A 16,095-nucleotide genomic window follows, 5' to 3' on the forward strand; every position below is an offset into this window, starting at 1 on the left:
CAGCCTGAACGCGCTCAAGATCGCGCTCAGGGCAGTCGGGGATTTTTTTTACCTCAACTTCTGATTAGAAGTTGTAGGTTGCGCGCACGTAGGCGGTGCGGCCGGTTGGATCGGTGTAGCGTGGATCGTAGCCAGCCTGGAACACGGCGCTCTGGTACGACAGCGGTGGTACGCGGTCGAACAGGTTGCGCACGCCGGCGGTCAGGGTCAGGCCCTTGATCGCTTCCCATGCTGCGTAGGTGTCCCAGGTGGTGTAGGACGCTACGCGGTGGCCTGGATGATCTTCAACTTCCTGATCCTGGTAGCCCGACTTGTAGTGACCGGTCAGACCGGCGGCGTACTTGCCTTTGCTCCAGCCCAGGTTCAGCGTGTTCTGCCAGCGGAAGATCACCTGGTTGCCCGAGAATGCGCCAACGTTCTGGTGCATCGAGTCGCCGATGAAGTTCTGGTACTCGTACTTGTGCACCCAGGTCGCGTTGTCGGCGATGGTGAAGTTGCCGTAGTCCTTGGTGCGCAGACGGTAGGTTGCCGACAGGTCGACGCCGTTGGTGTTCAGGTCGCCCAGATTCTGGTAACGGGTATCGATGTAACCGCAGGTGATCGGGTTAGGGCACTGCGAACCATCGGTGGCCAGATCGCCGGACGGATTGCGGTGGTAGTACGACGCGAACGTTTTCGGATCGGTCAGGATGTCGAAGTCCTGCAGCGTGCTGATCTGCTGGGTCAGACGGATCGACCACCAGTCGGCCGTCACGGTCAGGTTGTTGACCGGTTCCAGCACGACGCCGAGGCTGCCGTTTTTCGAACGTTCAGGTTGCAGGTTGACGTTACCGCCGTTCAGCACCTGGAACTGCTGCTTGCAGTTGGCCGCGGCCGACTTGCCCGGGATCGGCGTGCCGCCTGGGCAGTTGATCGGATCGTTCAGGGTGTTGCCGGAGTTGGTGTACGCTTCCGACATGTTCAGCTCATACAGCGAAGGCGCGCGGAAGCCCTTCGAGTACGAACCGCGCAGCAGCACCGCGGTCGCTGGACGGTAGGTGAAGCCGAACTTCGGATTGGCGGTGTGGCCGAAGTCGCTGTACTTGTCGTAACGCACGGCGGCGGTGACGTCCAGGTTCTTCAGCAGCGGCAGGTTCAGTTCCGAGAAGAAGGCCGACACGTTGCGCTTGCCGACGTTCAGGGTGTTCGGATCGATACCGGTCGAGGCGATCACCTTGGCGGCGTACTCGGTGTTGGCGGCGCTGTAGAACTCTTGCTGTTCGTATTGCGCGCCGACGGCCAGGGCGGCCTGGTGGCCGGTGTTCAGCCAGTCGCCGATTTCGCGGCTCATCTTGAAGTCCGCGCCACGGGTTTTGCCGGTCGCGTTCATGATGTTGCCGTCCAGAGCTGCCGAGTTCAGCAGCGCGGTGCCGGCGGCATCCTGGGCGCCGAAGACGTTGATCACGCCGTCCAGCACGCCTTTGGTGATCAGGTCACCATCGCTGTAGCCGTACAGGTTTTCCTTCAGCTTGTTCTTGTTGTAGGTCAGGGCGGTCTGGTAGTCCCAGCCTGCCATGGTGCCTTTCAGCTCGACCACCAGGCGTTCCTGGCGGTTGATGTTTTCGTCGGCACGCGAACCGTTCGGCAGGTCGCGCCATTTGGCGTGCACGAAGCCTGGCTTGACGCCGGCGGTGTTGTCGCCGCCGATGTCGGTGTAGTTCGGATCCAGCGTCACCGAGGCAGGGATGCTGCCGTTGCCCGGGAAGTAAGGATTGAGCGAGCCGTCAGGACGCTGACGGTTGATGTACAGGCCGCCGTATGGCACCGGCGCGATGCCGCTCTGGATCTTGCTTTCGGTCGACAGGTATTCCACGCCGAGTTCGTGGTTCTCGTTCAGCTTGAAGGTACCCTTGATCAGGCCGGTGTTGCGCTTGCTCTTAGGGATGTAGTCGACGAAGCTGGAGGTGGTCATCAGGCAGGAGCCGTCGCCCGCCGGAATCAGGTTGGTGCCGGTGGTGCAGCCAGGGCCGGACGGGTTGGCGCTAACTTCCTGGTAGTAGTTGGCTGGGCTGGTCGAGCCCGACAGGCCGCCTGGATAGCGGGTGTTGAAATCACGCTGCATGCCGCCGATGCGCTGTTGCGACTGGTGGTCGAACATGGCGAAGATGTTGAAGCCATCCTTGTCCAGATCGCCGTAGCCGAAGCCGAAGTTGGCGTTCTTGGAGAAGCCGCCGTCGTGCTGCGGGCTGTCGGCGCCCACGGTGACGGTGCCGCCCTGGTAGTCTTTTTTGGTGATGAAGTTGATCACACCGCCGACGGCGTCGGAGCCGTACAGGGACGAGGCGCCATCGCGCAACACTTCCACGCGCTCGAGCGCGGCGAACGGGATCATGTTCAGGTCGGGTGCCGAGCTGTCGAGGGCGTTGTTCGCCAGGCGACGGCCGTTCAGCAGGATCAGGGTCTTGTTGGCGCCGATGCCGCGCAGGTCGGCGAACGACGCGCCGCCGGTGCCGGAACCGACCACCTGGCTGGTGCCTTGCGACGATTGCGAGACGCTCAGATTGGCCAGAACTTGCTCAACGGTGGTGATGCCTTCCTTCTTCAGGTCGGCCATTTTCACTACGGTCACAGGGACGGCGGTCTCAGCGTCGATACGCTTGATTGCCGAACCGGTAATTTCAACGCGCTGGATAGGCGCATCCTGGGCGAATGCTGGTTGTGCCAGCATCAGTGCGGCGCTGCCCGCGAACATCACGCGCAGCGAGCGCGACAAAACAGTTTCCATCATCATTAACGAACTCCTTCGGGGGTGTTTCTTGACTCTTTATTATTGAAAATTACACTATGAATATTCTATAAATGAATTTATTCAGTGCAGGTCATGAAACCACCGCGCGCCGCGCACGGTCAATTAGCGCTCTGTAACAACATTGAAATAAACAACACTTCCTTCGGTTTTTACCGAAAAATACGCGTTTTTTACACAAGAATACAAAGTTTTTGGCTGATTATGGCTGCGGTATGCTAGGAGTGATGCAAACCTGAAGCCAGGTTTACGCAGATAAATAACGATACAATCGAGGTCTACATTCGGGGTCAGATACCGTCTTGAATAGCAAGCCCTTTCGCTGAGTAATTGGCGTCAAAGGGCTTGCCCGTTTTGATGACCCCGTAAATCAGATGTGCAAGTTTGTGCATGACGGCGCCGATCACAGCCTTTTTTGCCATGCCAGTTGTGGCCAAGCGCTGCGCAAATTTGTTGAGCAATGGATTATGGCGGCTTGCCACCAGGCCAGGCATGTAGAGCGCCGCACGTATCGCCGTGTTACCACTCCGGCTCATTATCGTACGGCCTTTTATTGAAGTGCCGGAGCTGCGCTGTCTCGGCGTTACGCCCAGAAAGGCTGCTAATCGTTTGGCGCTGCCAAAGCGCCGAATATCACCCAGCTGCCCCAACAAACGCGCCGCTGTCGTGGTGCCGATACCAGGAATGCTGGTGATCAGTTCAGCGTCGTGCTTGAGGCCCGGATGACGGTCGATGTGGTCATCCACGTCATCCTCAAGTTGTTTTATCTCAGCGTCAAACCATGCAATAAGCGAGCGCGCATGCGCGGCCACTTCGATCATGCCGCTGATCACATAGCTTTCCAGCCGGTTTTGCTCCTGCTGGCGCATATCCTTCAATGCCTGGATCCGCTGCGACCATGCCCGCAGTTGCCGCTGCTCCAACGGTGGCGGCGCCCAAGCCGTTGGCGCCATGGCCGCGCAGTAACGTGCAATCAATGCCGCGTCGGCCTTGTCCGTCTTATTGCGCAGGCTTTCACTCCGACCAAAGCCTTTGATGCACCCCGGGTTGACTACGCTGACCGTCATCCCGGCATCATGAAGTGAGGTCGCGACAGCCTCAAAATACACACCGGTAGCTTCCATGCACACGTGCAAGGCGTTCTTGGGCACTTTGGACTTGCCCAGCCACTCCAAAAGTGCTTGATGGCCAGCAGCGGTGTTTTCAACCACTTTGGCTTTGATCTTGCCGTCCACTAGCAACGCGACGTCAAGCTTCTTTTTGCTAACGTCGATTCCCACCACCCCATTTGACTCGTTCATTTTTGACCTCTCTCGTATGCGGGCTTACGCGCGAGGCGATGGCCCAAGATACCGTTCGGACTTATAAAATGAAACAAGCAGGGGCGCCTATCTGACCCACGGGTTCAACTACCCAAATTCCGATCGGCATCACCCTGCTTGACCGCTTCACCTTCCACATTATCCGAGGGCGAGGCGGTAAGTTCAATATACGAGTTCCGACATTCGGACACGAGCCCAGCCGTAGCGACTGCTACGGCTGGGCTCGTGTCCGAATGTCGGAACTGACCCCGAATTTTTAGGCGCGCTTGGCGGCCATGGAGAGGGCGACCGCTTCGGCCACCTTGATGCCGTCAACGCCGGCCGAGAGGATGCCGCCCGCGTAGCCGGCGCCTTCGCCGGCCGGGAACAGGCCTTTGGTGTTGAGGCTTTGCAGCGTGTCGTCGCGGCGCTTGATGCGGATCGGCGACGAGGTGCGCGTCTCCAGCCCGGTCAGCACGGCGTCGTGCTTGAAGTAGCCCTTGATCTGCTTGTCGAAAGCCGGGAAGGCTTCACGCAGCGCCGTCACCGCGAACTCCGGCAGGATCTGCGCCAGGTCGGTCAGCGTGATGCCCGGCTTGTACGACGGCACCACCGCGCCGAAGTCGGTCGAGGCGCGGCCGGCCACGAAGTCGCCCATCAGCTGGCCAGGCGCGTTGTAGCTGCCGCCGCCCAGGTGGAAGGCTTTTTCTTCGAGCTCGCGCTGGAACGCCATGCCCGCCAGCGGGTGGCCCGGATAGTCTTCCTCCGGCGAGATGCTGACCACGATGGCGCTGTTGGCGTTGCGCTCGTTGCGCGAGTATTGGCTCATGCCGTTGGTGACCACGCGGCCCGGCTCGGACGCCGCCGCCACCACCGTGCCGCCCGGGCACATGCAGAAGCTGTACACCGCGCGGCCGTTGCTGGCGTGGTGCACCAACTTGTAGTCGGCCGCACCGAGGATGGGGTGGCCGGCGTTGGGGCCGAAGCGGCAGGCGTCGATCAGCGATTGCGGGTGCTCCACCCGGAAGCCGATCGAGAACGGCTTGGCTTCAATATAGACGCCGCGTTCGTACAGCATCTCGAAGGTGTCGCGCGCGCTGTGGCCGATGGCCAGGATCACGTGGTCGGTGACGATCTTTTCGCCGCTTTCCAGCATGATGCCGCGCATCTGGCGGCCGTCCGCCGTTTCCTCGACGTCGATGTCGGTGACCTTGCTGCTGAAGCGGTATTCCCCGCCCAGCGCTTCGATGTTCTCGCGCATCGCTTCCACCATCTTCACCAAGCGGAAGGTGCCGATGTGCGGTTTGCTGACGTAGATGATTTCCTCGGGCGCGCCGGCCTTGACGAACTCGGTCAGCACCTTGCGGCCGTAGTGTTTCGGGTCCTTGATCTGGCTGTACAGCTTGCCGTCCGAGAAGGTGCCGGCGCCGCCTTCGCCGAACTGCACGTTCGATTCCGGATTGAGCTTGCGCTGGCGCCAGAAGCCGAAGGTGTCGACCGTGCGTTCGCGCACGATCTTGCCGCGTTCGACGATGATCGGCCGCAGGCCCATTTGCGCCAGGATCAGCGCCGCCAGCAGGCCGCACGGGCCGATGCCGATCACCACCGGCCGCTGGAAGTCCGGCTGCGCCGCCAGCGCGGCGCCGTCGGCCACGAATTGATAGGCGGTGTCCGGCGACGGCACGATGTGCATATCGTTGTGGTGGCGCTGCAGCGCGGCGGCTTCGTCCTTGAGCTCGATATCGAGCGCGTAGATCAGGACGATGGCGGATTTCTTGCGCGCGTCGTAGCTGCGCTTGTAGATGGTAAAGCCGAGCAGTTCGTCAGCGGCGATGCCTAGGCGCGCGATGATGGCGGCCGGCAGGTCGGCTTCCGCATGGTCCAGCGGGAGCTTGAGTTCGTTTAGTCTCAACATGATGGGTTCCAACAGGTGACAGGGCTCCGTAGCTAGCGGAGAGTGGTGCGGCCATCCCCCTCGGGCAGCGGCCGCAGGCGCTATTTTACCTGCTGTTAGCGGCAGATGCCCGGAAAAGGCCCGCCGCCAGCGGCGATCCGGATGAATATATCGGCCGCAGCGGCCATCCTATTTAAATGCACGCCGCTTATTAATTCAGTTTTAAATGGTCAAATTAATGAAATGACTAAAAAGTTTATAAAACGAAAATTGCATATCGATATGCACCAAATTAGCCATGCCCGCACTAAAAATGTGCGTTGCGGAAAAACAACGGTGGTTCCATTTTGCAACTTTTCGGACGGGGCGCATTTCGGACTGTGAAATGGGTCTTGTCACACTTTTGTATACACTAAGATACACTACTCATGCTGCATCGCACCAATATTGCGCTTTGATCAACTCATGCATTGCAATATGAATGCAAAAATTTTCGTAAATTTACCTTATTTAATTCATTTTTTAACGAATTTACCTGAATAAAAGTATTGTTACATCTTGAATTGGTAGATGAATAATGAAAATCCTCGCGCCGCAGCAAAAAACTCTTCGTAAAGTACTTGCATTGTTGCGAGGGTTGGTCCTCGTTGTTTTCATGAAACATTGCGCGACCGTGGTTGACAGTTTTGCCAAGCAAATGGTTTCATGCAATGCGCCTGCAAAACACAACTTTGCCAGGTGTTAATAAATGAGATTCAGTACCATGATAATCCCGGAGGCTTTACCGCCTCGGCGGAAATATCTCCAAGGTTTAAAGAATCCACCACGTTGGGCCAATAAAAAATGTGCCGGGGCTTTTAAATAAAGCCCTGCGTGTATTTGGTTACGTTTCTCTCGACAAGAGAGTTCAATAATGGGAGTTTTACAATGATTCAAGAGAAGATGATGTCGCGTACCTTGCGCACCGTGTTCGCTGGCTCGATGCTGGTTGGCATGACCGCAATGATGCACAACGCCGTAGCACAGGACGCAGCACCGCAAAAAATCGAATCGGTGCAAGTGACCGGTACCCGTATCACCTCGCCTGGCATGCAATCGACCAGCCCGATCGCTTCGGTGACCGCAGAGGAAATGAAATCTTCCCAGCCAGTGGCGGTTGAAGAATTCATCAAGACCCTGCCGGTGGCTGTGGCCTCGATCGGTCCTGGCACCAACAACGGTTCGGCCGGCGGCGCGACCATCGACTTGCGCGGTCTGGGCGCCAACCGTACCCTGGTGATGATCAATGGTCGTCGCATGGTACCGTTCAGCCTGAACGGCACGGTTGACACCAACGCGATTCCTATCGCCCTGCTGAGCCGCGTCGACCTGCTGACCGGTGGCGCTTCGGTGGTGTACGGCGCCGACGCGGTTGCCGGTGTCATCAACTTCAACTTGAAGAAAAACTTCCAGGGCTTCGACGCCACCACCTCCTACGGCGGCACCACCGAACATCACGACGGCAAGCGCAAGCGCACCGACCTGACCTGGGGCGCCAACCTGGAAGACGGCCGCGGCAACGTGGTTCTGAGCGTCGGCAAAGCCACCTCGGATCCAGTGACCCAAGGTTCGCGTTCCTACGGTATCACCAGCCTGAGCTCGACCACGGGTCTGGGCACCGGTTCCGGCACCACCATTCCTTCGGCCTTCTCGGTACCACGCCTGGGCACCGGTCCAAACAGCGGCGTCCTGTCGGGCGCATGGCAGATCGATCCAGCCAGCGGCAAGCTGGTGCAGCCGGTTGTTCCATACAACACCAACCCGCTGAACTACTACGCCACCGGCCTGGAACGCACCCAAGCCACCTCGATGGCCAACTACAAGATCAACGACCATGCCGACGTCTACACCGAGGTGTTCTACACGACGTCGAACGTCGCGTCGACGCTGGCGGAGTCGGGCACTTTCGGTAACGTCTTCGACGTACCCGTCGGCAACCCGTACATCCCGGCAGCGGCCCGTCAGCAGATCTGCGAACGCCGCAGCATCGCCGCAGCCGATTGCGTCGTCGGCAATCCGACCCTGGTACCGATGACGGTGAACCGCCGCTTCGTCGAAATGGGCCCGCGTATCAACGCCTTCGAAAACAAAACCCTGCAGTACACCATGGGCGTCAAAGGCGATGTGGCCTTCGACTGGACCTACGATGCGTACTACACCAAGGGCACCGCAGACCAGACCCAGCTGAAGCAAAACTGGGGTTCGCTGGCGAAAGTGGGCCAAGCGCTGAACGCCCTGAACACCACCTCGTGCGTGAACACCGCCAACGGTTGCGTACCGCTGAACGTGTTCGGCGGCGCCGGCAGCATCACGCCTGCGCAACTGGCCTTCATCAACCAGAGCACCATCCAGCGCGTCAACGTGACCCAGACCGTGGCCGCACTGTCGCTGTCCGGCGACCTGGGCAACAAGCTGGTGAGCCCATGGGCCGGCCAGGCGGTCAACCTGGCGTTGAATGCTGAAGAGCGCAAAGTGTCGGCACAGACCCGCGCCGATGCACCGTCGCAGATCCAGGGTGAAGTACTGGGTTCGGGCGCGCCTGCGGTCGATAGCCAAGGTGCTTTCAAGCTGCGTGAATACTCGGCTGAATCGATCATCCCGTTGGTCAAGGACAAGGCTTTCATGAAAGCCCTGAACGCCGAGATCGGTTATCGTCGCACCGAGTTCACCAACTCGGGCACCGAAAACAGCTACGGCAGCTGGAAGATCGGCGGCGAATGGCAGCCTATCAACTCGCTGCGTTTCCGTACCAACCTGCAGAAGGCAACCCGCGCACCTAACGTGAGCGAACTGTACTCGCCGCTGGTGACCGGCCTGTCGAACCTGTCGGAAGATCCTTGCCAACTGGCCAAGATCAACGTGGCCGACGCCAACAAGGCAGGCACGCTGTCGAACCTGTGCCGCCTGACCGGTGTGCCAGTGTCGGAAATCGGCTCGCTGCCGGCGCCGTCGTCGAACCAGATCAACAACCAGACCGGCGGCAATCCTAAGCTGGGCCCTGAGGAAGCGAAAACCAAGACCATCGGTTTCGTGTGGGAACCACTGCCTAAGCTGGCGATCTCGGTTGACTACTACAAGATCACCATCGACAAGGCGGTATCGAGCAAGTCGACCACCGACGTGCTGGATGGCTGCTACAAAAACAACCCAAGCTTCGAGTTCAATGCAGATTGCGCTCTGGTCGGTCGTCACCCAGCCAACGGTACCTTCAACGGCGCCCTGGCTAAAGGTGTGGCAACGCCACAGTCGAACCTGGGTTACCAGTCGACCGGCGGTTTCGATCTGAACGTGGCCTACAAGCTGAGCGCGAAGACCCTGAATATCGATCCGAAATTCGGTTCCTTCGACCTGAACTTCGCGTTCAACCAGGTCAACGAGTTCAAGTTCAAGGCGACTCCAACGGCGGCCTCCGCCCGCGATTGCCTGGGTTACTACTCGACCGCCTGCGCCAACATCGGCGGCACCACCGCGCCAGTGTACAAGCGTAAGTTCGGTCAGCGTACCACTTGGAACGTTGGTCAGTTCGCCCTGGGCTACAACTGGCGTTACCAGAGCGCAGTGGATGTCGAGCCAGGCTCGGGCACCTTCCTGAAGCAGTTCTCGCACATTCCAGCGTACAACTATGTTGACCTGTCGGGTGTTTGGAACTACAGCAAGAACCTGCGTCTGAACCTGAGCATCAACAACGCTGCTAACAAGAAACCACCTATCGTGGGCGCCGGCGTATCGTCGACCTCGATGGACAGTGGCAACACCTTCCCGCAAGCATATGACGCCATCGGCCGTTATGTGACTTTCGGTGCCAGCCTGAAGTTCTAAGCTTCAGCGCTGCCTGAAAAACCCCGCTTGGCCGCAAGGCCAAGCGGGGTTTTTTTACGGCCTCGCAGGTTGACACCTACAACCGGTATATGGTCTTATGTAACCAACTCTAACATGCAGTAACAGCGTTAGGTTTCAGCCCCGGAAGGGGAGTCCAATATCGGGAGTTTTTAGATGATTCAAGAAAAAAAGATGTCGCGCGTTTTGCGCAGGACATTTGCCGGTTCCATGCTGGTGGGCATGAGCGCCATGATGCACAACGCCGTGGCACAGGAAGCTGCAACCAAGATCGAATCGGTGCAGGTGACCGGCACCCGCATCACCGCACCGGGCACCACCTCCACCAGCCCGATCTCCTCGATCAGCGCGGAAGACATCAAACAGTCCCAGCCTGTTGCGGTGGAAGAGTTCATCAAGAGCCTGCCGGCGGCGCTGCCGTCGATCGGCCCCGGCACCAACAACGGCACCGGTGGCGGCGCCACCGTGGACCTGCGCGGCCTGGGCGCCAACCGCACCCTGGTGCTGATCAACGGCCGCCGCATGGTGCCGTTCAACTGAACGGCACGGTCGATACCAACTCGATCCCGATCGCGCTGCTGAGCCGCGTCGATCTGCTGACCGGCGGCGCCTCGGTGGCCTACGGCGCCGACGCCGTCGCCGGCGTGATCAACTTCAACCTGAAACGCAACTTCACCGGCATCGACATCTCGTCCTCGTACGGCGGCACCACCGAGTACCACGACGGCAAGAAGAAGCGCACCGACCTGACCATGGGCGCCAGCCTGGACGACGGCCGCGGCAACGTCGTGCTGAGCATCGGCAAGACCACCACCGACGCCGTGACCCAGGGCTCGCGTCCGTTCGGCATCACCAGCCTGAGTTCGACCACCGGCAAGCCGACCGGCTCCGAGACCGCGATCCCGGCCACCTTCGGCATCGGCCAAGCCACCGGCGTGGTGGGCGGCATCAACGGCACCACCCAGATCAACCCGGCCACCGGCCTTCTGTCGAGCACGGTCAATCTGTACAACACCAACCCGCTGAACTACTACCAGACCGGCCTCGATCGCACCCAAGCCACCTCGCTGGCCAACTACAAGATCAACGAGCACGCCAACGTCTACGCCGAAGTGTTCTACACCACCAGCAAAGTGGCGTCGACGCTGGCGGAATCGGGCACCTTCCAGAACACCTACAACGTCCCGATCGGCAACCCGTACATTCCTGAAGGGGCGCGCCAGCAGATTTGCCAGCAACGCGGCATCAGCGCCGCCAATTGCGTGGCCGGCAACGCCACCATGGTGCCGATGAGCATCGGCCGCCGCTTCGTCGAACTCGGCCCGCGCATCAACGCCTTCGACAACAAGACACTGCAGTACACCATCGGCGCCAAGGGCGACATCGCCTTCGACTGGACCTACGACGCGTCGTGGACGCGCGGCACCTCCGACCAGGTGCAGGTCAAGCAGAACTGGGGCTCGCTGTCGAAAGTGTCGCAGGCGCTGAACGCGCTGAGCACCACCGCCTGCGTCGACCCGGCCAACAACTGCGTGCCCTTGAACGTGTTCGGCGCGGCCGGCTCGATCACGCCGGCGCAGCTGGCGTTCATCAACTCCAGCGCCATCTCGATGCAGCACGTGGAACAGGACGTGGCGTCGTTGTCGGTGCAGGGCGATTTCGGCGACAAGTTCGTCAGTCCGCTGGCCGGCCAGCCGATCACCATGGCGATCACCGGCGAACATCGCCGCGTGCAGGCAGGAAACCAGTCCGACGCGGCCACCCAGTTGCCGGGCGAAGTGCTGGGCTCGGGCGCACCGACCCCGGACCGCAGCGGTATCTTCAGCCTGCGCGAGCTGGCGGTGGAATCGAGCATCCCGCTGATCAAGGATAAGCCGTTCATCCGTTCCCTGAACGCCGACGTCGGCTACCGCGAAACCGAATTCAAAACCAATACCCAGTCGAAAAGTTACAACAGCTGGAAGATCGGTGGCGATTGGGAGCCGGTGAAGTCGTTCCGCGTGCGCGGCATGGTGCAGAAAGCCACCCGCGCGCCGAACGTGAACGAATTGTTCTCGCCGTTGGTGACCGGCCTGTCGAACCTGTCGGCCGATCCTTGCGCCGGTACCGCCATCAATGCCGGCCAAGCCAACGCGGCCGGCACGCTGTCGAACCTGTGCCGCCTGACCGGCGTGCCGCTGAGCCGTTTCGGCGTGCTGTCGCAGCCATCGTCGGGCCAGATCAACAACCTGACCGGCGGCAATCCTGAACTGAATCCGGAGAAAGCCAAGACCAAGACCCTGGGCTTCGTCTGGGAGCCGCTGCCGAAGCTGGCGATCTCGCTCGACTACTACCAGATCAAGATCGTCGACGCGATTTCGAGCCTGAGCACCACCGACGTGCTCAACGGTTGCTACAGCACCAAGTACAACCCGACCCTGGCCATGAACGAGTACTGCGCCATCGTCGGCCGCGACCCGGCCACCGGCGGCTTCAATGGCAACGGTTCGAAGGGCGTGCAAACGCCGCTGTCGAACGCCGGCAAGCAGAGCACCAGCGGCTACGACTTGGGCGTGCAGTACAAGCTGCAGGCCAAGAGCTTGAACCTGGATCCGAAGTACGGCAACCTCGACCTGGGCTTCAACTTCACCCAGGTGCAGAGCTACCAGTTCCAGGCGGCGCCGGCCACCGACAACCGCGATTGCCTCGGCTACTACTCGGTCGCCTGCGGCAACGTCGCCAACGCGCCGGTGTTCAAGCGCAAATTCGTCCAGCGCAGCACCTGGAACGTGGGCGACTTCGCGGTCGGCTACAACTGGCGTTACACCAGCGCGGTCGACTATGAGCCGGCGTCGCAACAGGCCGCCCGCGTGAAGATCCTGGACCACTACACCCACATCAAGGCCTACAGCTATGTCGACCTGTCGGGCGTGTACAACTTCTCGAAGAGCCTGCGTTTCAACCTGAGCGTCAACAACGTGGCGAACAAGAAACCGCCTATCGTCGGCGCCAACGTCGGCACCACGTCGATGGATAGCGGCAATACCTTCCCGCAAACCTACGATGCGCTCGGCCGTTATGTGACCTTCGGTGTCAACCTGAAATTCTAATTTCGGTTGAGCATGAAAAGCCCCGCGCGGCCGCAAAGCCGGGCGGGGCTTTTTTACGCCTGTTGTTTTTACGGTGAACAGTTCATCTATAAAATTGACAGCTACTTATGGTATACGTTCTGATGCTACTTGTGCTCGTTAGTCATTGAGTGCACACACCCAAACAGGACGACTTTACCCGGCCGTCCTCAAGAAACAGGCAAACGCCCATAAGGAGCTTTCTCACATGAAGTTGCGTATCAAACCTATGCCAGTTGCAATTCTGCAGGTCATTGCAAGTGGTGCTTTCTCGGTTGCCGCCATCGCCCCGGCGATGGCGCAACAGGCCGCCGGCGCCGAGCCGGTACAACGCGTGGTCGTCACCGGCTCCCTGATCAGCCGCACCGATACCGAAACCCCGACGCCGATCCAGGTCATCAGCGCGCAGGACATCCAGCGCAGCGGTAAATCCTCGATCGCCGAGTTGCTCAGCGACCTGGCCGCCAATGGCGCCGGCACCCTGGGCACCGGCTTCTCCGGCGCGTTCGCCAACGGCGCTTCCGGCGTGTCGCTGCGCGGCCTGACTGTGGGCTCGACCCTGGTGCTGATCGACGGCCACCGCATGTCGCCGTACGCCATCGGCGACGACTCGCAACGCTCCTTCGTCGACGTCTCCAACATCCCGTTCGACGCCATCGACAGCATCGAAATCCTGAAGAGCGGCGCCTCGTCGCTGTACGGTTCGGACGCGGTGGCCGGCGTGGTCAACATCAAGCTGAAAAAGAATTTCACGGGCACCCGTTTCGCGGCTGAAAGCGGCGACACCCAGCACGGCGGCGGCAAGACCCACCGCGCATCGCTGAGCTCCGGCATCGGCGATATTGATACCGATGGTTACAATGCCTTCTTCACGGCCGAATGGCGCCGCCAAGGCGCGATCAAGGTCGACGACCGCAAGCAATTCGCCTGGGACGACCTGGACTGGAGCAAGCGCGGCGGCCAGAACCTGCAATACGGCGTGCCGACCGCCCGCAACGGTTATCTGACCCCGGCCAGCTCGCCGTTCCTGTACAACCCGAGCGGCACCGGCGGCGCCCAGAACGCGGCCAACTTCGTGTTCCTCGACCCGAAATGTAATTACACCCTGTACCGCGCCGGCGGCTGCGCCGTCAACGACACCTACGGCTTCATCCAGCCGAAGACGGAAAACATCAACCTGCTGGTCGGCGTCACCAAGAAGCTGGGTCAGGACTGGGAACTGGCGTTCAAGGGCTCGGTCTTCCAGCGCGATAGCCTGAACAACCGTGGCATGCCGCCGATCTACTCCAGCACTTCGTTCGCCGGCACCAACGTCAACAATAACGGCGTGCTGACCCCGGGCTTCGGCGCCCTGGCCACCACCTTCGCGCCGGGCGCCCAGGTCGGCGCCAATGTGGTCAACACGCTCGGCGGTACCGCCCGCCTGTACGGCTACATTCCCGGCGCCGACGGCACCTCGCAAGCGCAGAACCGCGGCACCACCAGCCGCTTCGCGGTGGACCTGACCGGCCGCGCGCTGGGCTGGGATCTCACCTTGGCCGGCGGCCTGACCAAGTCCAAGGTCGATGTCGACTACAGCGGTTTCGTCGATCGCACCGCGCTGTACAAGCTGCTGCGCGCCGGCACCTGGAACGCGCTGGGCGGCAATTCGCAAGCCCTGCAGGACCAGGTTTCGCCGCACTTCTCGAATACCCTGGAGTCGAAGCTCAACTACTTCGACCTGATCGGTTCGCGCGAACTGATGCAACTGGGCGCCGGCCCGCTGGCACTGGCTGCCGGCGTGCATTGGCACAAGCGCACCTGGGATGCGCCGCCGTCGTCGCTGACCGCCAACGGCCAGGTCGGTTCGACCTCGGCCTTCGTGTTCGGCGAAGAGACCAACAGCGCGGTGTTCGCCGAGCTGCAGGCGACCCCGGTCAAGGATCTGGAACTGCACGTATCGAGCCGTTACGATCACTTCGACAACAACAACTCGTTCACGCCGGCCGCCAGCGCCAAGTGGTCGCCGACCAGGCAGTTCGCGCTGCGCGGCACGTTTGCACGCGGCTTCCGCTCGCCGAATCCTGCCGAGACCGGCAACTCCGGTTCGTTCTTCCTGTTCAACGGCATCAACGATCCGATCCTGTGCCCGACCGGCAACCAGAACGCGGCCGGCACTGTGCCGACCTCGTGCGGCATCAACCCGACCTACGTGCAGCGTCCGAATCCTAACCTGTCGCCTGAGAAGTCGAAGTCGTACACCCTGGGCGTGGTGCTGGAGCCATTCAAAGGCTTGAACGCCACCCTGGACTACTTCAACATCGAAGTGAAGAACCAGATCGTGACGGCCGCCGGCAACGATTCGACCTACAAGCCGACCTTCGTGCGCGGCCCGGCCGTGCCGGTCGATATCTCGACCGGTGTAGGCGAGAACGTGGCGGTGGGCGTGCCATCCGTCGGTCCTATCCTGTTCGCCGAATCGCAGTACATCAACGGCGGCAGCACCAAGACCACCGGCCTGGAAGGCGACATCGGCTACCGCTGGAACCTGGGCGAGATGGGCGTGTTCCGCGCCAACTTGAGCGCGGCGCACACCTTCGGCTACGAGCAGACCGTGGCCGGCGTGACCTACCAGCTGGCCGGCACCCAAGGCCCGTCGGTGGTGTCGGGCGCGACCGGTTCGCCGAAGAACCGCGCGCAGCTGAGCCTGGGCTGGGCCCGTGGTCCGCTGGACGTCAACACCACCTTCAACTACACCAGCAGCTTCTCGGCGCTGGACCCATCGGTTGAAGGCGGCGACGATTGCGCCCATGCGGCACAGAACATCGCCAACCGCCTGTACTTCCAGAACTTTACCCAGCCGATGGTGTACTGCCGCGTGAACTCGTTCACCGCAGCCAACCTGAACGTGCAGTACAAGGTCAACGCCAACCTGACCCTGAAAGGTTCGATCCTGAACCTGTTCGACCGTCAGCCACCGTTCGACCTGAGCACCTACGGCAACGCCACCTCGCAGACCTCGTACAACGCTTCGTTGCACCAGGCCGGCGCGGTTGGCCGCTTCTTCAGCATGGGCCTGGTGTACACCTTCTGATCAGCGTCGTCGTTCCCGCGCAAGCGGGAACCCATGCCGAAGCAGCAAGTAAGCGGTGT

7 protein-coding genes are annotated in these 16,095 nt (G+C 60.7%); 4 read left to right on the top strand and 3 right to left on the bottom strand.

Translation table 11 applies throughout. From position 1 onward, the window contains the following. Positions 1-64 precede the first annotated feature (64 nt). From ACXZ1M_RS20030 to ACXZ1M_RS20040, 3 genes are all read right to left on the bottom strand, one after another. Positions 65-2,770 carry a TonB-dependent receptor gene (locus ACXZ1M_RS20030; RefSeq protein WP_459049392.1) on the bottom strand — a complete coding sequence of 902 codons (2,706 nt, stop codon included), beginning with the start codon at positions 2,768-2,770 and terminating at the stop codon, positions 65-67. A gap of 305 nt (positions 2,771-3,075) precedes the next feature. Then, positions 3,076-4,086, bottom strand: a complete 1,011-nt coding sequence (locus ACXZ1M_RS20035; protein WP_459049393.1) for an IS110 family RNA-guided transposase — start codon at positions 4,084-4,086, stop codon at positions 3,076-3,078. Between the two features lie 277 nt (positions 4,087-4,363). Beyond that, entirely contained in the window at positions 4,364-6,001 is a 1,638-nt protein-coding gene (locus ACXZ1M_RS20040; protein ID WP_459049394.1) for an NAD(P)/FAD-dependent oxidoreductase, read from the bottom strand. Between the two features lie 906 nt (positions 6,002-6,907). Between ACXZ1M_RS20040 and ACXZ1M_RS20045 the strand changes: the two genes are divergently transcribed. The 4 genes from ACXZ1M_RS20045 to ACXZ1M_RS20060 all read left to right on the top strand — a co-directional run bounded on the left by ACXZ1M_RS20045 (position 6,908) and on the right by ACXZ1M_RS20060 (position 16,036). After that, positions 6,908-9,838 carry a TonB-dependent receptor domain-containing protein gene (locus ACXZ1M_RS20045; protein WP_459049395.1) on the top strand — a complete coding sequence of 977 codons (2,931 nt, stop codon included), beginning with the start codon at positions 6,908-6,910 and terminating at the stop codon, positions 9,836-9,838. 174 nt (positions 9,839-10,012) lie between these two features. Then, positions 10,013-10,396 carry a TonB-dependent receptor plug domain-containing protein gene (locus ACXZ1M_RS20050; protein ID WP_459049396.1) on the top strand — a complete coding sequence of 128 codons (384 nt, stop codon included), beginning with the start codon at positions 10,013-10,015 and terminating at the stop codon, positions 10,394-10,396. A 74-nt stretch (positions 10,397-10,470) separates the two neighbouring features. After that, positions 10,471-12,945, top strand: coding sequence for a TonB-dependent receptor domain-containing protein (locus ACXZ1M_RS20055; RefSeq protein WP_459049397.1), 2,475 nt, complete (start codon positions 10,471-10,473; stop codon positions 12,943-12,945). Positions 12,946-13,171: 226 nt separating this feature from the next. Then, on the top strand, positions 13,172-16,036 hold the full coding sequence (locus ACXZ1M_RS20060; RefSeq protein WP_459049398.1) for a TonB-dependent receptor: 2,865 nt from the start codon (positions 13,172-13,174) through the stop codon (positions 16,034-16,036). Positions 16,037-16,095: the final 59 nt, after the last annotated feature.

It is taken from the genome of Duganella paludis, assembly GCF_054461335.1.